At 62.2% G+C, this 22031-nt stretch carries 7 protein-coding genes; 2 read left to right on the top strand and 5 right to left on the bottom strand.

Annotated features, from left to right (window positions below):
* Positions 1 to 25: 25 nt before the first annotated feature.
* Positions 26 to 3877 carry an autotransporter outer membrane beta-barrel domain-containing protein gene (locus CKW19_RS18055; protein WP_095059070.1) on the bottom strand — a complete coding sequence of 1284 codons (3852 nt, stop codon included), beginning with the start codon at positions 3875 to 3877 and terminating at the stop codon, positions 26 to 28.
* Between the two features lie 339 nt (positions 3878 to 4216).
* Here CKW19_RS18055 and CKW19_RS18050 point away from each other — a divergent pair, with 339 nt between their 5' ends.
* A complete protein-coding gene (locus CKW19_RS18050; protein ID WP_095059069.1) occupies positions 4217 to 4960 on the top strand; it encodes a tRNA (adenine(22)-N(1))-methyltransferase TrmK in 744 nt (247 codons plus the stop codon).
* A gap of 118 nt (positions 4961 to 5078) precedes the next feature.
* Positions 5079 to 5378 carry a hypothetical protein gene (locus CKW19_RS18045; protein WP_095059068.1) on the top strand — a complete coding sequence of 100 codons (300 nt, stop codon included), beginning with the start codon at positions 5079 to 5081 and terminating at the stop codon, positions 5376 to 5378.
* Between the two features lie 67 nt (positions 5379 to 5445).
* Here CKW19_RS18045 and CKW19_RS18040 read toward each other — a convergent pair whose 3' ends face one another.
* The 4 genes from CKW19_RS18040 to CKW19_RS18025 form a co-directional block, all read right to left on the bottom strand.
* Positions 5446 to 5664 carry a DUF4287 domain-containing protein gene (locus CKW19_RS18040; protein ID WP_095059067.1) on the bottom strand — a complete coding sequence of 73 codons (219 nt, stop codon included), beginning with the start codon at positions 5662 to 5664 and terminating at the stop codon, positions 5446 to 5448.
* A 240-nt stretch (positions 5665 to 5904) separates the two neighbouring features.
* Positions 5905 to 6867, bottom strand: a complete 963-nt coding sequence (locus tag CKW19_RS18035) for an alpha/beta hydrolase (RefSeq protein WP_095059066.1) — start codon at positions 6865 to 6867, stop codon at positions 5905 to 5907.
* 262 nt (positions 6868 to 7129) lie between these two features.
* Entirely contained in the window at positions 7130 to 18934 is an 11805-nt protein-coding gene (locus CKW19_RS18030; protein ID WP_095059065.1) for an amino acid adenylation domain-containing protein, read from the bottom strand.
* On the bottom strand, positions 18931 to 22026 hold the full coding sequence (locus CKW19_RS18025) for a non-ribosomal peptide synthetase (RefSeq protein ID WP_095059064.1): 3096 nt from the start codon (positions 22024 to 22026) through the stop codon (positions 18931 to 18933). Before CKW19_RS18025 ends, CKW19_RS18030 begins: the two co-directional genes overlap by 4 nt.
* Between the last annotated feature and the right edge of the window lie 5 nt (positions 22027 to 22031).

Here is a 22031-nt window from a genome sequence, read left to right as displayed (position 1 = left end):
GCGAGCAGGCTCGCTCCTACAACAGTTAAAAGTTGATCTTGAACCCCAGCATGGCGTCATAGCCATGACTGTCACCGTCGAACCCCTGCCGATAACCGGCCGAGGCCGTGAACGTGGTGCGCTGGTTGGCCTGGTAATCCACCCCCAGGTTGACCTCGCCCCATGTCCCCTGAATATCCGACTCAAACGGCACGTAACCCGACTGGGAACTGAACTCGGTTTTCGGCTGCCCTTTGAATTCATGCCAGACGCTCGGGCGAATCCAGCCGTTGGTGCGGCGTGCGGTCTTGTCCGTTCCTTCGGTTTCCCAGTCCCTGGCAATGCGCACGCCCAAACGCCCGACCAATGACTCCACGTCTTTGAACCGCACATTGGCCCCGGCGTCATCGCTGTCATCCAGGTCAACGGTACTGTAGATGGCCTGGAGTTGAGGTTCGACGTACCAGTTTTTGTCGACTGCGTAGGGGTAGCCGCTCTCCAGTGAAGCGGTGTAACCCCAGCCTCGGGATTCCAGTTCAGGCAACTCGCTGGGCTTGGCCTCGATATCGAAGCGGTTGACTTGCAGCACACCGTCCAGATACCAGCCCGAAGGTCCGAAATGGGTCCAATAGGCGCCCACCCCATACGCACGCAAGGTGTCCTGACCGGCCGCCAGGCCGTTGTAATGGCTGACGCCCGCATCGAGGGTGCCCGCCGACAGGGAAACACCCGCCTGATCATGGCTGCCATCTGTGTCGACCTTGCGATAGAGGTCGGTACCGACCTGGAACGCGGTCAGGTCATAGTTGTATTCCGGCGTGTTGCCCAAGGCATTTTTTCGATCCCCGTCCTGCTTGCCGCTGCGATAAATCACCCGTCCCCAACCCATCGACGGCGAATAGGTGGCCTGGTCCTCGGCGGGTAACGGGTCGCCAGGGTTGAGGCGCTCTTCGCCGACCCGTTCATGCAGGGTATCGACCATCGTCCGGCCGTAGACAAGGGCCAGCGCAGGCAGCGCACCATACAGCGAGACCTCGGGCCGGTAGTTTGGCACCGGGTCTGGTGTTGGATCCGGCGTTGGGTCCGGCGTTGGATCTGGATCAGGCCCTGGAGGATCATCCGGAATCAAGGCATCCGAGCGTAGATACCAAGTGTCCTTAGCGCTGCCATCCTCGGCGCCTTGTTGCAGACGATACTCATACGGCCCGGCGACGACCCGACGCGCGAGGCGGAAGGCATTCGGGTCGCTCGCCGTGGCAGACTTGTTGGTCAGCTCAACCACTGCAATCCCGTTGCCTTGGGTCACCTCCCCCAGGCCGCCAATGTTGCTGACGGAAACATTGGTAGCACCGCCGCTGCCTGTCGAGGTCGAGTCGACGACCAAAACGTCAGAACGGCTGTTTGCTCCCCCTTCGTTCAGTGTGCTGTTGAGCAGCAGACTGCCCCCGTTGGAAACGAACACCCCGCCCCCATCGGCACCGGCAGTGGTCGCGCCGCTGATAAGCAGCACGTTGCCCACGGTGCTGCTGCTCCCGGGCAGGTCAAGGGTGCCACTGTGGGTGAAACGACTCACGCCCAGCAATTGACCTTGCACCACACCGCCCGTTGAAGGCGTATTGGCCGATTGGCCCAGGGGTAAATAAGCCCCGCTGCTGTCGAAGTTGACGATACCGGAGGTGGGCTGGGACGCCAGGCGAATCAGACCGGTATTATCGATGCTATTGCCGGTCGCCGAACCCAGATTGCTGACCGCAACACCCCACGTATCTCGGGTCCCGCTGCCGGTGCTGTCGGCAAAATTGCGCAAGGTCCAGGTGCCTGAGTTGGCGACTTGGCTGACAGCGCTTGCCGCCGTGACCGAGCCAGTCATTTGCCCCGCATTATTGAGTGTGAACGTGCTACCGGTACCGCTCGCATCCGCATGGACGGCCGAATCGCTGAGCGCCGCAATGTTGCCCGTGTTGCTCAACACTTGCGTGGCACCGGCCAGGGTGACGCCGCTGCTGTCTGCCCATCCGCCCGAAATCGCCGCGCTGTTGCTGACGCTGACCGATCCGCCTTGCGCCTGCGCGTCGATCCCCGATGATCCGGTGCCCTTGGTGGTGATCGCCCCAGAATTGTTGACCGTCACATTGGCGGCGCCTGAAGCCTCGGCACGAATGCCCTGGCTGTTGCTGGCACCGAGCGTCTGGATCGCACCGGTGTTGGTGATCGTCTGCTGCCCGGTGGTTGAAAACGTGCGAATGCCCTGTTGTTGATTGCCCCGCGCAATGAGTTCGCCCTTGTTGCTGACATTGAGGCTGCCCAATCCGGTTCCCGAATCGAACGCGTTGCCGACCACGATGGCGGCGCCGGAACCGTTGACGTCGATACGCGGCCCGGTAAATGCCACATTCACATCGCCGCCCTGGGACAAGGCCTGCAGGCCGAACGAGCCGATGCCGGTGCCGTCGCCACCGCCGGTATTGGAGTGGGTGATGATCGTCCCGCCAGCATTGATGTCCACGGTTCCCGTGGCCGACTGGGTCGAGGCGTAGATGCCGTTCGCATTGCCGTTGAACGTCTCGATGCGATTGCCGGTGTAATCGACACGCACACTGCCCGCCCTCGCTTCGGCCCGAATGCCGCCTGCACCGGCGCCGCTGGCCGAGATGTCACCCGCGTAATCCACGGCGATGTTGCCACCTTCTGCACTGAGTATGATGCCGTAGGCGCGGGTGGTCGTCAGGCCACCGACGACATTGATATTGCCATTGCCCGTTACGTTCACGTCCCCGGTTCCGCGCTTGATCACGTAGATGGCGCGCGAACCGGTGATATCGGTGGTGCTGCCAACATTGAGCTGAGCATTGTTCTGGATGCTGATATTGCCCAGAGCCCCAACGTTATCGTTAACGTAGATACCGTGGCCGCCGCCACCGGTCGTGGTGATCGTGCCATCGTTGACCACGGCAATGCTGCCGGTAGTCGAGAGCGCGCGGATACCGAAGCCGTTCAACCCGTTGGTGGTGATCGAGCCGCTGTTGTGCAACGTGGTGTCGCCGGTGCCGCCTTCCGTAAAAATGCCAAAAGCGTTCATGCCGCGCCCTTCGACCGTGGCGGCATTATCGACCGTGGTGTTGCCGTTGATCGCACGGGTATGGACCCCGGCGTGATTGCCAACACCCGCGGTGGGCGACGAATCGTCGCCAATAGGCGGACCGCTGGACAGTTCGCTGGCGTTGTCGACGAGGAAACTGACGCCACTTGCGACGCTCACATTGACGTTACCGCTGCCCGTGCCTTTGGCCCAGATGCCGTTGCCGCCTGAGGTGGTGATCGAGCCGTTGCCGTTATGCGCCACATTGATCGCGCCACCGCCACTGGCATTCACATCGATGCCGTCGTGTTCGTTGCCTTCGACGGTATTGAGGATGGTCAGCGTAGTGCCGGACGTGACCGAGACGGTAGACAGTCCGGTATTGACGTTGGTGATCGCCAGCGCATCGAGTCCAGAGCCACCGAGGTTGACCGTGTTTACGCCACCATCAATCGTGAGCGTGGCATTCCCTGAACCACCCGCTCCTATCACGTTGGCGAAGACCGCGTTGGCGGCGGTGGGCGGCGTGCTGGTGATCGTGGTGCCGCTGAGGGTGATCGCCGAGTTGCCGTTATTGGCGCGACTGAGCACCGACGAGCCAATAGACGTGGTGATCGTCGTACCCGGTTGCGTGGTGATGGATGCATCAAATCCAGCCGCGGGCGTACAGGTTTGGGACAGGATATAGGCCCCGGGCGCCGCCGACCCGCACGCGGCTTGCGCATCCGGCAGCCAGAACGTGTTGATGATGACAAACAGCAAAGCACAGCGGCCGCCCAAGCTGTAATCGATGGATTCTGTCGCGGACGTGGATCGCATATTGACCTCCCAGTCTTGCTATACCGTTGGTTTGGTAACGTCGGTACTTCGTCTTCCCTGAAGTTCTGCTGCGCACCGTCATGAACGTTAGTTGATTTTCAATGCGGGCGACGAAAAAGCTGAAAAATCAGCACATCAGAACCGGGTGAGTCGCCGTTCGGCGTTATGACCCAGACCAAGCGTAGGTGCAGGCCCTTTTTCCATGTACCCTTCCGGCCGATTGCTTTCTGTCGCGAGGCTCTCACGCCAGATGGCACTCATCCCTATTTAAAGAATTGCCCCGGATTGTTTGTTCACGCATGAACGGCAACGTTTACCCGGGCGAGTAAGAGGCTGCAGTTGAACGAACAGACATTGTCCATGCGCCTGGAGCGCGTGGCGGCACATGTGCCGGCGGGTGCACGCCTGGCCGATATCGGCTCGGATCACGGCTACTTGCCGGTGGCATTGATGCGCCGTGGCGCCATTGCGATGGCGGTGGCCGGCGAGGTCGCATTGACACCGTTTGGTGCAGCACAACGCAGGGTGCGCGAGAGCGGCCAGGAACTGAATATCACCGTGCGCCTGGCCAACGGCCTGGCGGCGATCGAGCCGGCAGACGGGATTAGCGCGATCAGCATTTGCGGCATGGGCGGCGAAACCATCCGCGACATTCTCGACAGCGGCAAGGCGTGCCTGAGCGGCCAAGAGCGCCTGATCCTGCAACCCAACGGCGGCGAACAGCCTCTGCGCCAATGGCTGATGGACAATGGCTACCGCATCCTCAGCGAAGAAGTGCTGCGGGAGAACCGTTTCTACTATGAAGTCATCGTCGCCGAGCACGCCGGGCCGGTGATGTATTCCGCCAGAGAGCTGTACTTCGGCCCGCTTCAGATGCAGGCACGCAGCCCGGTGTTCCTGGCCAAGTGGCAGCGCTTGCTGCGTGAGAAGCAGCGGACCCTGAGCCACTTCGAGCGAGCGCGGCAGGTGCCCGAGGAAAAGGTACAAGACATCGCCCGGCAGGCTCGCTGGATCAGCGAAATGCTGGCGTTGAGCCCGGCCCAGGGGTCGTTCGACAGATCGTCGAGCGGCGAACAGGCTTGAGTCGAGTTACGCAAGGTATAAAGCCGTACGCATTCGTTTATACCGAGGCCTGCTATAGTCAGCCGTGAGTGTCTCAAGGCAATAGTTGCGCAAAAGCATTCTAATCAGGAGTTTTGTTATGCGAATCGTAGCGGCCGCTGTGTGTACCGCCCTGCTCTCCCTGGCCTTGCCATCGCTGTCCTATGCCGGTTCGGATTGTGATGATGCGGGCAGTGCCAGTGACGTCAGAAACTGTCTGAAAAACAACAGCGACAACAATCAAAAGGGTAAAGGCAATTGCAATGACAATGGCAATTGTGGAAAGGCCAAAGACAAGGCAAAAAACAAAGACTATGACGATGACGATTACTCGGTCAATTGCAAGGACATCAACAGCACGGTGCTACGCCGCCAATGTCTTGATAAACGCAGAGACTGATTGAATCGTCATTTTGAGTGAGCCAACACGCGACGCTGTTCGGTGTTGGCTCAATACAAAACCCAAGTCAGTCGCTCTTGGCGGTGGCCAGGTAATACGCAACCAAAGCGTTAGCGTGGCCATGCCCCATACCGTGTTCCGCCTTGAGCCAGGCCACCCTTTCCATATGCTTTTTGTCGTCTACTGTTTTAAGCAGGTTCAGCCAGTGGCTTATTGGTTGCCCGTACTTCTTTTCAATGGATGGGAAGTACGAGGCGGGGCCTTTGGTTTTTATCTCTTCAGTCACGATGCAAACTCCCTTTCGGCTCAACAGTCAGGCGACAAGTTATGTCGCGTTGCAAGTTGCGTGTGGAACGCTGTATTGAAGTGTTCAAATTAAAGCACAGGCTGATGCTTACGCGACCGGGGTCAAGTAGCGGACTTTTTTGGGAGCGAGCTTGCTCACGATGGCGGAGTGTCAGGCACAGGGATGTTGAATGGGCTGCCGCTATCGCGAGCAAGCTTGCTCCTACAGGGATTGCCCGTATCAACCCAGGCTTTCGCTGATCTGCGCCGCCAGTTGCGCCAGCATTCCCGGCACTTCCTGGACCATTTCGCCCATACGTGCAAAGTCGTGGGTCATGCCGGCTTTCACGTCCAGCACTAACGGCTGGCCCGCTGCGCGCAGTTTTTCGGCCCAGGCCAGACCTTCATCCAGTAATGGGTCGTACTCGGCCAGCCACAGCACGGTGGGCGTCAGTCGTTCCAGGCGTTCGGCGAACAGGGGTGAAAACCGCCAGTCGCTGCGGTCGGCCTCGCTGCGCTGATACTGCTGGTAGAACCACTCCAGCGTGGTGGCTTCCAGCAGATAGCCTTCGGCGAATCGCTCCAGGGACGGGCGTTTTTTCACGGCGTCGATCACCGGGTACAACAACACTTGCAGGCGTGGCGAAAGCGGCCAGGCCTGCGGGTCCTGAGCGATGGCAATCGATAGCGACGCCACCAGGCTGCCACCAACACTGTCCCCGGCCAGCGCCACCCGCTGCGCATCGAGCCGCAGCGCCGGCGCGCCGCTCGCCAGCCAGCGCGTCACGTCTTCGGCATCGTGGTAAGCGGTGGGAAAACGGTGCTCGGGCGCCAGGCGATAATCTGCCGACAACACGGCAAACTCCCCCGCTAGTGCCAAGCGTCGGCACAAGGTGTCGTGGGAATCGAGACTGCCCACCACGTAACCGCCACCATGGAAGTACAGCAACACCGGGAGCGGTTCGTTGTCCGACTGCGGTTTGGCGTAAAGACGTGCACTGAGCAAATGCCCATCGCGTGCAGGGATGCTCACAGCCGTCACCGTCAGTTCACCCACCGGCGCGGTATCGAGCAACTGTGAGGTCTGTTCGAATTGCTGGCGGGCCTCGTCCGGGGTCAACTCATGCATGGGCTGGCTCTTGCCGCTGAGGCGGCCGAACTCGGCCAGCTCAAGAAACCCTTCGATGTCCGGGTGCAGTGCCATGGGCGGTAGTCTCCAAAAAATAAACAGGCTTACCGTGGTAAACGAAGCGTGAGGGTTGTTCGTTAGGGCGAACTCGATAACCTCAGGCTGAATGAAAACCTGTGGCGAGGGAGCTTGCTCCCGCTCGGCTGCGCAGCAGCCGCAAATCCGCACAATGCGGTATGCATGAATAACCGCAGTGGCTGGTTTTAGGGCCGCTTCGCAGCCCAACGGGGGCAAGCCCCCTCGCCACAGGGAAGCCCACTCACCACAATTTATTGGCTCAGAGCTGGGGCACCACCTCCCGGCCTAACAACGCCACCACAGCCTCCAGACATTCATCCATTTGCAGAATATCGAAGTGGCTGGCCGTCACCGTTTGCACCTTGCGCAACCGCGGTTGCTGGCGTTCGAGGGTCCCGCGCTCCGCCGTCGGGTTGCCATCGGCCCACCAACAGCACAGCTCGGCTTGCGGTATCGGCAACGCATCGACCTGCCGCGACAGCGCCTTCAATCGCATGCTGACCATGAACGTCTGGGCCAACTCATCGGCACCAAGCAAGGCATACCCGCTGGCCTGCTCGCTTTGCGTGTCGATGACTGCACGAATGATCCGCGCCACAGCCTCGTGATCCCCCTCCGCTTCTGCATGCAACGCCCGTTCAACCACATCGGTATCAATGCCCAGCGTCGCGCCAAGAAATTCGGCCAGATCCACGCGCCACTCATCCGGGCTCGCTACGGCATTGGCTGGCGTCGGCACAAAGCTGTCCACCAGCCCGACGAACGCGGCGCGCTGCCCCTGCTGTTCAAGCAAATCAGCGACCATTAACGCCAACGCCCCGCCCAGCGACCAACCCAGCAAATGGTACGGCCCTTGCGGTTGCTTGCCTCGAATGGCTTCGACGTAATCCCCGGCCATTTGCGCCAGCGACGTGTCCTGCCACTGCCGATCGAGCAGCATCCGGCATTGCACGCCGTAAACTGTGCGCTCGCCCTCCAGGCGCCGGGCCAGCGGCTCGTAGTCGAACACCGTGCCGAAACCGGCGTGCAGGCAGAACAGCGCAGGCTGATCGCCTACCACCTGATTGAGCAGCAACAGCGGTAGCGGGCACTGCCGCACAGGTTGTTCATCGACACCGGACAACCCGGCAATCGTCGGTTTGGCCATCATGTCGCGCAGTTTCAGCTGGAAGTCCGGCAGATTCAGAGCGCGGACTTTCGAGATCACTTTAAGGGTGCGCAACGAATCACCGCCCAGTTCGAAGAAGTTGTCGGTGATGCCGACCTTCTCGATGCCCAACACCTGTTGCCAGATGTCCGCCAACGCCCATTCCAGCGGCGTGCGCGGGGCCACGTAGTCGCGGCCCGTGAAGGCTGGATCGGGCAATGCCTTGCGGTCGAGTTTGCCGTTGGGCGTCAGCGGGAAGCGCGGCAGCACCACGACCTGCGTCGGCACCATGTAGTCGGGCAGGCTCTCGCGCAATGCCGCCTGGCAACGCGGGCCGAGGCCATCGTCTTCAGCCGCCACCACATAGCCGATCAATTGCGGACCTTGCCCGTTTTCCCGCACTACCACCAATGCATCGTTGACTCCGGCCTGCTCGCGCAACCGCGCTTCGATTTCGCCGAGTTCGATGCGAAAACCGCGCACCTTGACCTGATGGTCGATGCGCCCGACGTAATCAAACACGCCATCCTCGCGACGGCGCACCAGATCACCCGTACGGTACAGGCGCCCGCCTTCACGGCTGAACGGATCGGCAACAAAGCGCTCGGCGCTCTGCCACGGATGACGGTGATAGCCGCGTGCGACACCGCGCCCGCCGATGTACAACTCACCGACCATGCCCACCGGCAACGGGTTGAGGTCCATGTCCAGCACATGCAGGCTGCGGGCGCCGACGCGTTGGCCAATCGGCGCATACATCGCCTGGCACTGGCCATCGGCAGCGATTTTCCACAGCAGCGGCGTGACCACGGTTTCCGTCGGGCCGTAGCCGTTGACCAGGTATTGCGGCCTGAGCGTGTGCTTGACCCGTTCGAACGTGGCGTCCGGCACCGCGTCGCCGCCGAAGCAATAGATGCGCACCGGCGGTGGGTTGCCACCCTGCAGTTCGGCGTGCTCGGCCAGTTGCAGCAGGTACGCCGGCGGGAAGCAGGCGACACTGATGCGCTGGCGGTGCAGCACCGCCAGGGTCTGCTCAGCGGTCCACAACGTGTTGTCGCGGATCACCAGGGTCGAGCCGCTGATCAGCGCGGTGATCCAGCGTTCATGGGCACCGTCGAAGGCGAACGACATGAAATGCAATTCGCGATTGCCCGGGTCCATTTCGTACAGGTCGGCGATGGCTTGCACATGCATGCTCAACGGTCCGTGAGCCACGGCGACGCTTTTCGGTTTGCCCGTGGAACCCGAGGTGTAGATCAGGTAGGCCAGTTGTTCGGCGTGCACGCCAGGTTTCGGTGTTGCCACGTCGACTTCGAGATCCAGACGATCCACGGCAATCATCACAGTGCCCGGATTGAGCTGCGCAACATCGCGCAAGCGCTCCTGAGTCAGCAGCAGACGCATGTCACTGTCGGCCATCATGTAGCGCAGGCGCTCCTGCGGGTATTGCGGATCGAGCGGCACGTACGCAGCGCCGCACTTCATCACCGCCAACAACGACACCACCAGTTCCAGCGAGCGCTCCATGAACACGCCGATCACGTCCTCGGCCTGCACGCTTTGTTCCAGCAGATGCACCGCAAGGGCATCGGAGCGACGGTCCAGTTCGGCGTAGCTCAAGTGCTCGGCATCGCGATCGGCATGGCTCAAGACCAGCGCCGTATGATCCGGTTGCCGGCGTGCACGCTGACGAATCAGCTCGTGCACCGGTGTTTCATCACCGTCAGCCACCACCGGCAGCTCGCCGTCCAGCGCCCGCCCTTCGTCCAGGATCAGCAACCCCAGCTCGCCGACGGCACGCCCGGCGTCCTCGCACAGGCGCTGCATCAGGCTTTCCATGTGACTGCGCAGGACTTCGACGGTCGTCAGGTCGAACTGATCGCGCTGGTGCATGTACTCGATGCGCAGCCCTTCATCGAGGCTGACCATCAGGTCCATGGCGAAGCTGGTCAGGCCGAAATCGGAAACGTCCTCGAAACGCAGGGAGTCGCCGTTCCACTCGCGCAGCGTGCGGTCCACCGGCTGGTTTTCGAACACGATGATGCTGTCGAACAACGACTGTCCGCCCTGCCCGGCCCAGCGCTGGATATCGCCGAGCGGGGTTTGCTGAAAGTCGCGGATGTCGAGGTTGTAGGCCTGAATTTCCCGTAACCAGTCGCCGACGCGGGCCTCGGTCGGCACCGTGTTGACCACCGGCAAGGTGTTGATGAACAGCCCGAGCATGTTCTCCGAGCCGGTGAGGGTTTCCGGGCGACCGGACACCGTGGCGCCGAACGTCACCGTGCGCTGACCGGTGTAGCGCTGCAACAGCAGCAACCACGCGGCTTGCACAAGGGTATTGAGGGTCACCTGCTGTTGCTGGGCAAACGCTTGCAAACGTGCGGACCGCTCGGCACTCAGGTGCGTGTAGATCGCGTGATAACCCGCTTGCGGCGCCTTGACCGGCAAGGCGCGGGCCAGGTGCGTGGCGCCTTCGAGATTGTTGAGTTTGTCTTTCCAGAACGCTTCGCTGGCCTCGGCGACTTGCTGGCCGAGCCAGTCGATGTAGTCGCGATAGGCCGCAACCGGTTCGTGCTCCTCACCGCTGTAATGACGCAACACCTCACCGATCAGGCGCGACACGCTCCAGCCGTCCATGAGGATGTGGTGGTAAGTCCAGATCAGGCGAAAGCGGTCGTCCTCCAGACGCACCAGCAACAGGCGCAGCAACGGCGCACGGTTCAGCGAGAAGCCACGCTCACGCTCCTCGAAAGCCAATTGGCGCACGCGCTCAGGCTGCTCATCCAGCCCGCGCCAGTCCAGTTCGGTCAGCAACGAAGACGCGTGGCGCAACACCACTTGCAGCGGCTCCTTGTCGCCCTCCCACAGGAATGCGGTGCGCAGGATCGCGTGACGTCGGGCTGCGTCGGCCCACGCCTCGCGCAAACGTGCACCATCGACGCCGCGCACGCCCACTTCGATCTGGTTGACGTACAGCCCCGAATCGCCGTCCTGCACCGAATGGAACAGCATGCCCTGTTGCATCGGCGACAGCGGATAGACGTCCTCGACTTCGTCCGCCGTCAGTTCCAGCGCCTGATATTGCGCGGTACTCAGTTCGATTTCCGCTGCCGGCTCAACCCGTGTCGGCACGGGTTGAGCCGCCGCGAGCGGTTGGGCGACCGTCGCCAGTTCGGCGATGGTCGGATGGCTGAACACGTCCTTGGGGGAAATGCTCAACCCGGCTTTGCGTGCACGGCTGACCGCCTGGATCGAGACGATGGAATCGCCGCCCAGTTCGAAGAAGTTGTCCTGCATGCCAATCTGCGGCACTTCGAACAATGCCTGCCAAACCGCTTGCAGCGTTGTTTCCACGGCATTGCGCGGCGCAACGTATTCGCGCACTTGCTGGTCCGGCTGCGGCAATGCCCGGCGGTCGAGTTTGCCGTTGGGCGTCACCGGCAATTGATCGAGCAACAGTACGTGGCTCGGCTGCATGTGCTCGGGCAGCGCGTTGCGCAGGTGTTGCTTGAGTGGATCGATGGCGGCATCACCCACGACGTAGGCCACCAGCTGTTTGGATTTGCCGACATCGAGGGCGATCACCACGGCCTCGCGCACCTGTGGATGCTCCAATAGGCAGGCTTCGATTTCTCCCAGTTCGATGCGTAAACCACGGATTTTCACCTGATGGTCGATGCGACCGACGTATTCGATCACGCCGTCTTCGCGGTAACGCGCCAGGTCGCCGGTGCGGTACAGGCGCTCGCCCTGCGCACCGAAGGGGCTGGCGACAAAGCGCTCGGCGGTCAGGTCCGGGCGGTTGTGATAACCACGGGCCAGGCCGATGCCGCCCAGGTACAACTCGCCGACGCAGCCCGCCACTTGCGGTTGCAGGCTGTCGTCGAGGATGTAGGTCACCAGGTTGGCAATCGGATAACCGATCGGCACGCTGAAGCCGCCGTCATCGACACAGGTCCAGTGGGTCACGTCGATGGCCGCTTCGGTCGGACCGTACAGGTTGTACAAACCGACATGCGGCAACACGCCGAACAGGCTGTGCTGCAAATCCACCGACAGCGCTTCGCCACTGCACATGATCTGCCGCAGGCTGGCGCATCGCTCGAAGCCTTCGCCCTGGACGAAGGCCTGCAACATCGACGGCACGAAATGCAGAGTGCTGACCTGATACTGCTCAATCAGGCTGACCAATTGCGCCGGATCGCGATGGGCGCCCGGCTCGGCCACGGCCAGGCGTGCGCCGACCATCAGCGGCCAGAAGAACTCCCAGACCGACACGTCGAAACTGAACGGGGTTTTCTGCAACACGGTGTCGCGCCCGTCCAGCGGGTACGCGCCCTGCATCCATGCCAGACGGTTGTACAAGGCATCGTGACGGTTGGCCGCGCCCTTGGGTTTGCCCGTGGAGCCGGAGGTGTAGATCATGTAGGCCAGCGATTGCAGCTCGACCACGCAGGGCAGGTTTTCTTCGCTCAGGCCTTCGAGCAACGGCGCCATATCGTCCAGGCAGATCGCCGTGGTGGCGGCTGGAATCGGCAACCGCTCCAACAGATGACGCTGGGTCAGCAGCAAGTGCACGCCGCTGTCTTCGAACATGTGTTGCAGGCGTTCACGCGGGTAATCCGGGTCCAGCGGCACATAGGCGCCACCGGCCTTCATGATCGCCAGCAGGCCGATCACCAGCTCCAGCGAACGCTCGGCAGCGATGCCCACCAGCACTTCGGCGCCGACGCCCTGGCTGCGCAGGTAGTGTGCCAGTCGGTTGGCCTGTTGGTTGAGTTCGCGATAGCTGAGGGATTGGCCGGCAAACACCAGGGCCGGTGCGTCCGGGGTCTTCAGCACTTGATCTTCGAAACACTGGTTGACCGGACGCATATCCGACCAAGTCTGCGCGGTGCGGTTGAAGCCTTCCACCTGCTGCGTCGTTTGTGCGGCATCGAGCAGGCTCAAACGCCCCAATGGCTGCTGCGGCGCACTCACCATGGTATCGAGCAACGCGCGCAGACGTGTGCTCAAGCCTTCGATGGCCTCGGCGCTGAACAGCGCCGTGTCGTAGTTGAAACGCAGGTCCAGGCATTCGCCCAGCTCGGCGGCAATCGCCAGCGGAAAACTGGTTTGATCGTGATTGCTGATGCCGGAGAACTTCAATGCACTGGAATTCCCTTCCTCCAGCGCTTGGGCAACCGGATAGTTTTCGAACACCAGCAACGTGTCGAACAACGCCTCGCCAGAGTGACCGGCCCAGCGCTGCACATCCGCCAGCGGTGTGTACTCGACGTCGCGCAACTTGAGGTTGAGGGCCTGGATTTCATCGATCCATTGGCTGACCGTGCGCTCGGGGTGCGGCGTGGCGATCACTGGCAGGGTGTTGATGAAAAGGCCAATCTGCTGCTCGATCCCCTGCAACTCGCTCGGACGCCCCGACACCGTGGCGCCGAACGCGACGGTTTGTTGACCGGTGTAGCGCTGCAACAGCAACAGCCACGCCGCTTGCAGCACGGTGTTGGGCGTGACGCGCGCATGACGGGCGAACCCGCTTAGGCGTTCGGTGGCTGTACGATCCAGGCTCAGGTGCAGAGTGCGATGACCACCGCCCTGCCCCGCAACCGGCCCCGGCAGGGCACCGGCCAAACGGGTCGGCTCGGCGAACGTCTGCAACTGCTCCAGCCAGAATGCTTCGCAAGCGGCGCGATCACGGGTGTCCAGCCAAGTCATGTAATCGCGATACCGGCCAACACCCGGCGCGGGCATGGTTCCGGAATACCGTTGCAGCACTTCGCCGAACAACTGCGAAGTGCTCCAGCCATCCAGCAGGATGTGGTGGTTGGTGAAAATCAGGTGGTGCGTATCGCGGGCAGTTTGCACCAGCGTCAGGCGCAGCAATGGCGCCGCCATCAGGTCAAAACCGCGCAATCGGTCGTCCTCGGCCAGACGATCCAGCGCGTCAGTAACGTCGGCCTGATCGCGCCAATCGAACACGGTCAGCGGCAGCGTGGCGTCGGCGAGAATCACTTGCAGCGGCCGCGAGCCATTGCTTTCGCTGAAGAACGCGGCGCGCAAAACGTTATGGCGATTGAGCGTCTGTTGCCAGGCATCACGGAAGGCTTCGACGTCGAGGCCTTGCACATCCACGCGCATCTGCGGCACGTAGGCACCGGCATCTGGAGCGAACAGGCTGTGGAACAGCATGCCTTGCTGCATCGGCGACAGGGGCAGGATGTCTTCGATCCGGTTTGCGGCCAAAGGCAAAGCATCAAGCTGCACCTGATCGACGCGCACCAGCGGTACATCGCTCGGGGTCAAACCACCGGCACCGCTGAGGCAGTGTTCAATCAACCGCTGCAATTCCATGGCGTAGGCATCGGCCAGGCGCTGCACGGTTTGCGGGTTGAACACGTCACCGCTGAAGGTCCAGCTCAGGCGCAATTGCCCGGCATAGACCTGACCGTTGATGCTCAGGCCCCGGTCCATTGCGGCCGATTCACCCTGCTCGGCGCCACCGCTTTCCTTGGCCGGGCGCCACGGCGCGTGCTCGTCGAAGCTGGCGTCGAACTGGCCCATGTAGTTGAAGGTGACCTGAGGCGACGGCAGATCCTCAAGCCCGGCGTCGGCCAGATAGCGCAGGATACCGAAACCAATGCCCTTGTCCGGCACGGCGCGCAGTTGTTCCTTGACCGCTTTGATGCTGCCGGCCAGATCGCTGGCCGGGGTCAGTTTTACCGGGAAGATAGAGGTGAACCAGCCCAGCGTCCGGGTCAGGTCGATGTCGTCGAACAGATCTTCGCGGCCATGGCCTTCGAGCTTCACCAGCGTCGACGGCTGGCCGGTCCATTGGCCCAGCACCCGCGCCAGCGCCGTCAGCAGCAGGTCGTTGACCTGAGTCCGATAAGCCGCCGGAGCGTCCTGCAACAGTTGGCGAGTGAAGGTGCTGTCGAGCAGCGTTTCCACACTCACGGCATGGTGGCTGGCGAGGCTGCCTTGCGGATTGTCGGCAGGTAACTCGACCTGCACGTCGCGGAACTGGTCCTGCCAATAAGCGGCCTGGCGGGTCAGCTCAGTGCTTTGCGCATGGGATTGCAGGCGAGCAGCCCAGGCTTGATAAGCGCTGGTTTTCGCGGGCAGACGCAGCGGTTGAGCCTGCTGCGCTTGTTGATACGCGGTTTGCAAATCTTCCAGCAGCAAACGCCAGGACACGCCGTCCACCGCCAGGTGATGCACCACCAGCAGCAATCGCTGGCCCGCCGCGCCCATGTCCACCAGCAACGCACGCAACAGCGGGCCGTCCTGCAAATTCAGACTGGCTTGCGCGGCGTTGCACAGTTCCAGCAGTTCATCGGCGTTGGCAGCCTGTCGCTGCCACAGTACCTCGGCGCTGCTCCACTGTTCGGCCTGGGCCTGTTGCCAGACGCCATTGACCTCACACAAGCGCAGACGCAATGCATCGTGATGCTCCACCAATGCGGCCAAGGCCTGTTGCAGACTGGCGCTGTCCAGCGGCTCGCGCAGTTCCAGCAGCAGCGACTGGTTCCAGTGATGCCGCGCCTCGATGTCCTGCTCGAAAAACCAATGCTGGATCGGCGTCAGCAACACCTCACCACGCACCGCCCCCTGATCGATCAACAACCCTGCACTGCGCTCGGCGACCTTCGCCAGGCTCTGCACGGTTTGGTGCTGGAACAGGTCCCGCGGGGTGATGCGAATCCCGACCTGCCGCGCTCGGCTGACCACCTGGATCGAGATGATCGAGTCGCCGCCCAGCTCGAAAAAGTTATCGTCGATGCCCACGCGTTCGAGCTTGAGCACGTCTTGCCAGATCGCTGCCAACGCAGCCTGCATCTCATCCAACGGTGCCGTGTAGGCCTGTTGCGCCAGCGCGGCATCAGGCTTGGGCAAGGCATTGCGATCAAGCTTGCCGTTTCCGGTCAGCGGCCATTGGTCGAGCTTGATCAAGTGCGCCGGCACCATGTAATCCGGCAAACCGGCCTGCAAATGCTCGCGCAGGGACTGGCGCATATCGCCGTCGTCGCCGTTCGCGGTGAACCACGCCACCAGTTGCACGCTGCCATTGACCTCGGGCGCCAGCACCAGCGCCTGCTCGATGGCCGGATGGCTTTGCAGGCGATCCTGAATTTCCCCCAGTTCAATGCGGAAACCGCGAATCTTCACTTGATGGTCGATGCGCCCCGAGTATTCGATGCTGCCATCGGTGCAATAGCGGGCCAGGTCGCCGGTGCGATACAGGCGCCCTCCGGCCTCATCGGCAAACAGATCCGGGACAAACCGCGTAGCCGTCAGGTCAGCGCGCTGGTGATAGCCGCGAGCGAGGCCGGCACCGCCGACGTACAGTTCACCCACGCAGCCTTTGGCCACCAGGTTCAGGCGCGGGTCGAGCACGTACCAGCGCAGGTCGCCGATCGGCTCGCCCAGCGGCGAACCGTTGGCGCCGTCGAGATCGGCGCGGGACAGCGGTCGGTAGGTCACGTGCACCGTGGTTTCGGTGATGCCGTACATGTTGATCAGCAACGGTTGCCGGTCATCGAACGCGTCGTACCACGGACGCAGGCTGGCCACGTCCAGCGCCTCGCCGCCGAACACCACGTAACGCAGGGCCATGTTTTTCGCGTCGGCACAAGCGAACGGCATCAACTGGCGGAACGCCGACGGCGTCTGGTTGAGCACCGTTACACGCTCATCACGGAGCAAGTTCGCGAAGTCTTCTGGCGAACGACTGACCGCGTGGGGCACCACCACCAGTTTGCTGCCGTGGAACAGCGCACCAAAGATTTCCCACACGGAAAAGTCGAAGGCATAGGAATGGAACAGGCTCCAGACATCGTCGGCGTTGAAACCGAACCAATGTTCGGTGGCACTGAACAGACGCGTCAGGTTGCTGTGGGGCAACAGCGTGCCTTTGGGTTTGCCGGTGGAACCCGAGGTGTAGATGACGTAGGCCAGGTTCTGCGGCGCTGTCAGGTTCGGCAGGTTGTCGGCACTGGCCTCAAGCAGCCAGTCGCTGGCGTGATCGAGGCAGATCACTTCAATGCTGTCGTTCAACGGCAGGCGCGGCAGCAATGCGGAATCGGTCAGCAACAGGCGCGTGCCGCTGTCGGCGAGCATGTAGGCCAGGCGATCCTGCGGGTATTGCGGATCCAGCGGCACATAGGCGCCACCGGCCTTGAGGATCGCAACCAGGCTGACGACCATTTCCAGCGAACGCTCAAGGGCGATCCCGACCATTACGTCCGGGCCCACGCCGCGTTCGCGCAGGCGATGGGCGATGCGGTTGGCGCGGCTGTTCAGCTCGGCGTAAGTGAGGGTGGCGCCCTCGCCGGTCACGGCGATGTTGTGCGGATGCGCGGCAGCTTGCGCCTCGATCAATTGATGGGCGCACAGAGCGTTCGCCGGATCGCTGTTCAATACCGCGCTGCGATTCCAGTCGAGCAAGGTCGCGTGCTGCTCGGACTCGTCGAGCATCGGCAAATCGGCCAGGGCCACGCGGCTATCCGCGCAGATCGCCTGCAACAGGTTCAACCAATGCCGGCCCAGACGCTCGATGGTCGAAGCATCGAACAATTCGGTGGCGTAGACGAACGACGCGTGGATAGCCTCATCGCCCTCGACGGTGTCGAGCATCAGGTCGAACTTGGTGGTTTTTTCATCCCAGATCAGCGGCTCGACGCTCAAGCCCGGCAAGTCCCAACGCTGTGGATCAGCGCTGTCGCGCTGGTGATTGAACATCACTTGGAACAACGGCGTGTGGCTCAGGCTGCGTTCCACACCGAGGCCATCGACCAGTTGTTCGAAAGGCAAATCCTGATGGGCTTGCGCGCCAAGTGCTGCGGCTTTGATTTCAGCCAGCAACTGCACAAACGGCTTGTCCGCCTGGGGCTGGCTGCGCAGCACCTGGGTGTTGACGAAAAAGCCCAGCAGGTTTTCCACGTCCTGGCGGGTGCGGTTGGCAATCGGCACGCCGACGCGGATGTCCTGCTCGCCGCTGTAGCGATGCAACAACGTCTGCAACGCCGCCATCAACAGCATGAACAGGGTGCAACCTTCGCGGCGGGCGAGTTCGCGCAACTGCGCAGTCAATGCGGCTGAAACCTTCAGTTCGACGCTGGCGCCCTGCTGGCTAGGGAACGCCGGACGTCGACGGTCAGTCGGCAGGTTCAGTGGCGGGTGTTCGTTACCCAACTGTTGGTGCCAGTAATCAAGTTGACGCTCAGCTTCACCGGCCTCCAGCCATAGCCGTTGCCAGCGGGCGAAATCGGCGTACTGGATGCCCAGCTCCGGCAGCTGCGCAGGCTGCCCGGCACTCAGTTGCGCATAAAGTCGGGTGAACTCCTGCAACAGGATCGGCAGCGAACCGCCGTCGGTGACGATGTGATGAAAAGTCATGACCAACACGTGTTGCTCGGCGTCGAGGCGGATCAACCGGCAACGCATCAGCGGGCCATTCTGCAAGTCGAACGGCTGCTCGGCATTCAGGGCGATTTGCCGTTGCAGCTCGGCCTCGTCGCCCGCGCTGACGTCGACCAGCGGCGCGTCCATGTGCGGGTGGATTTTTTGCAGCACCTGCTGGTCGTCGAAGACAAACGTGGTGCGCAGCACTTCATGACGCTGCACCAGCGCGCTCAAGGTTTGCGCCAGTGCCTCATGATTCAGCGCGCCATTCAGGCGAAAGGCACCGGTCAGGTTGTAGGCGGTGGCCTGGGGCTGCATCTGCCAGAGGAACCACAAGCGCTGCTGCGCGTAGGACGCCGGCAGGGTGTCGACGCTGGGATCCCTTGGCGGAATCGGCAGCCGTTCCAGGGTCAGTCCCTGGGCGTGCATCTTTTGTTGCAACGCACGCCGGGCGTCCACGCTCAAGCCGCAGAAACGCTGGGCCAGGGTCATCATTCTGTCCGGTGCAGCACTCATCGCGCGTGTTCCTCATCCACTTCGTCGAACAACGCTTCGAGAGCGTCTACATCGTTTTCTTTATGTTCACTGTGCTGACGGAACTGCTCGATCTGCGCCGCCAGACGCTCCAGGGTGTCGCCTTCGAAGAACAGCTTGAGCGGGATCGCCAGGTTCAGTTGTTCCTGAATCCGCGCACGAATGCGCGTGGCCAACAGCGAGTGCCCGCCGAGTTCGAAAAAGTTGTCGTGCACGCCAACGCGCTCGACGTGCAGCGCTTCGGCCCAGATCGCCGCCAGCGCTTTTTCCAGATCGTTGCGCGGGGCGACGAAGGCGCTGCGGCGCACATCCAGATCGAGCAACGCCTGACGATCGAGTTTGCCGTTGGGCATCAGCGGGAAACCTTCCAGCACCTGCAAGCGCGTCGGTTGCAGGTGCTCGGGCAGCGCTTCGGCCAGGTGGCTGCGCAGCTCGTTGAGGCGGATGTCGGCGGTGTCAGTCGGGGACACCACGAAGCCCAGCAGTTGCGGACCGGTCGGGGTTTCGCGGGCAATCACCGCGGCGTCTTCGATGCCCGGAGCGTTGCGCATGGCCGCTTCGATCTCGCCCAGCTCGATGCGAAAACCACGGATTTTCACTTGATGGTCGACCCGGCCCAGATACTCCAGCACGCCATCGGCGCGATAACGCGCCAGGTCACCGGTGCGGTACAAGCGTTGGCCCGCCGTTTTCGCGAACAGGTCGGGCACAAAGCGCTCAGCACTCAGCGTGGCCCGTTGCAGATAACCCCGGGCAATGCCGGCACCACCGACATACAACTCGCCCTCAACGCCCACGGCCACCGGTTGCAGGTCCGGCCCCAGCACGTGGATGCGCATGCCGGCAATCGGTTGACCAATCGGAATACTGTCGTCTTCGCCGAGCGGTAGCTCCCAGGCCGAACACCACACGGTGCCTTCGGTCGGGCCGTATTCGTTGACCAGCGCCACCCCCGGCAATGCCTCGCGATGTCGTTGCACCAGCGCGTTACTGCACGCTTCGCCAGCGACAATCACGCAGGCCAGCGCCTGACGGTCGAGGTGTTCGAGAATCTGCGCGTGATAGGACGGCAAGGTCAGGTAGTGGGAAACTTCTTCCCGCTGGATCAACGCCGCCAGTTGCGCCGGATCCTTGTAGCTGTCTTCGTCCGACAGGCACAGGGTCGCACCCTGCCCCAACGCCCAGAAAACCCCGGCCACCGAGCTGTCGAAGGAGAACGACGAGAGCATCAGGAACGAACGCAACGGCTGACGATAGAAGGCACTGCGCGCCAGGGTCGAAGCCACGGCGTTGGCATGGCTGATCATCACGCCCTTGGGCTTGCCGGTGGAGCCGGAGGTGTAGATGACGTAGGCCAGGTTCGCGCTGTCGCCCTGGGGTTCAGGTTGAGTCGGCGACGCGGACCAGACTTCGGCACCCGGCATCAGGGAAACAACGTGTTCACTGAGCAACGCTTCTGGCAACGGCTGACAGGCCAATACCTGACGCGCCCCTGTGTCGGCGAGCATGAACGCCAGACGTTCAATCGGGTAGTTCGGGTCCAGCGGCAAATACGCCGCGCCCGCCTTCAGCGTGCCCAACAGCGCGATGACGATTTCCAGCGAACGCTGGCCGTAAACCGCCACGATCTGATCCGGTTTGACGCCTTGACCGCGCAAGGTATTGGCCACCTGGTTGGAGCGTGCATCGAGTTCGGCGTAGCTCAGGTGCTCACCGTTGACGCTCACCGCGATGCGCTGCGGGTGCAGCCGCGCCTGTTCGCTGAACAGTTCTTGCAGGAAGCGGCACGGCAACACCTGCTCGGTGGCGTTCGGGTTGAAGCTCTCGATCAATCGGTTCAGTTGCGCCTCATTGACCAGACTTGCCTGAGCCAGCGTCAGCTCGGGCACTGCGAGCAACTGGCGGCTGAACTCGGCAAACTGGGCCAGCCATTCGCTCAGCATCGATTCCGGGACTGTGCCCTCCGGACACGACAGCTGCAACCGCTCACCCTGAACCCGCAGGCGCAGGACTTCGGGGTTGGCATCGTCGACCTCGATAGCGGGTTCGACACCGGTTTCATAGACGAAACCATAACGCAGCGGCGCGGTGCCTTCGGCGCTCAACTCGAACTCGTTGAGGCAGTCGAGCCACGACAGCGATTGCTCAAGGTTGGCGGTAAACGATGCCAGCGCTTGTGCCAATGTTTGATGGCTGCGGTAATCGAAGGCCACCGGCAAGCGACGGGCGAAGCGTCCGAGGGTCGCAGTTGTTTGCTCGTTGCGCCCCTCTACTTGCCAGCCGATCAACAACTTGTCCTGATTGCCGATGCGCGCAACAAAGGCACTCCACAGCAGCAACACCACCTGTTCGGCCTCGACACCGAAGTCAGCGGCTGTCCGCTGCACGTCGCCAAACCATTGGCTGTCAGCGAGCATGGCCTGACGACGCACCCGCGCAACGTCGACCGCTTTTTCGAAGGGCAAGCGGTGCGCCACGACGAACTTTTGTTGCAGGTTGCGCCAGAACGCCGCGCCTTGATGGCCGAGGTCTTCGTCGCGCAGTTCTTGCTGCCACGCGGTGTAGTCAAGGTATTGCAGTGCTTCTTCGTCGACGGGCAGCGTTTCGCCGCGCAACAGACTGGCGAGTTCGCTTGAAAGCACGCGCAACGAGGCTTCATCGAAGCTGCTCGCCAGCGTCAGCACCGTGACCCAATGCTGTCCGTCAGCGGTCTCGACCGGCGCCACCGCCAGCACCCGGATCGGATCGTTGAGCATGGCTTCACGACTGCGCTCGAAGGCGTCAGCCACGCAAGGCTGGCGGTCCAGCAACGTGAGCGGCAGTTGATCGCACAGGCTTTGCACCGGCCATTTCATCCCCGGCAAGCGGCGATAAACCGTGCGCAGGGTTTCGTGGCGCTGGCCCAGCGTTTCAAGCGCTGCGCGCAAAACTTGCGCGGTCACCGGTTGGGCCAGCGGCAGCGTCAGGGCGGCAAACAGGGTTTGTCCAGCCAGTTCCTGGGCGCGCAGATAGAACGCCTGTTGGGCCGAAGTCTGGAATACGTCTACCGAAGGTTCGAGGGCAGTGGTGTTCATGTCGG

This window comes from Pseudomonas sp. Irchel s3f7 (assembly GCF_900187615.1).
GTDB lineage: Bacteria > Pseudomonadota > Gammaproteobacteria > Pseudomonadales > Pseudomonadaceae > Aquipseudomonas.
This window is presented reverse-complemented; position numbering and strand designations above follow the sequence as displayed.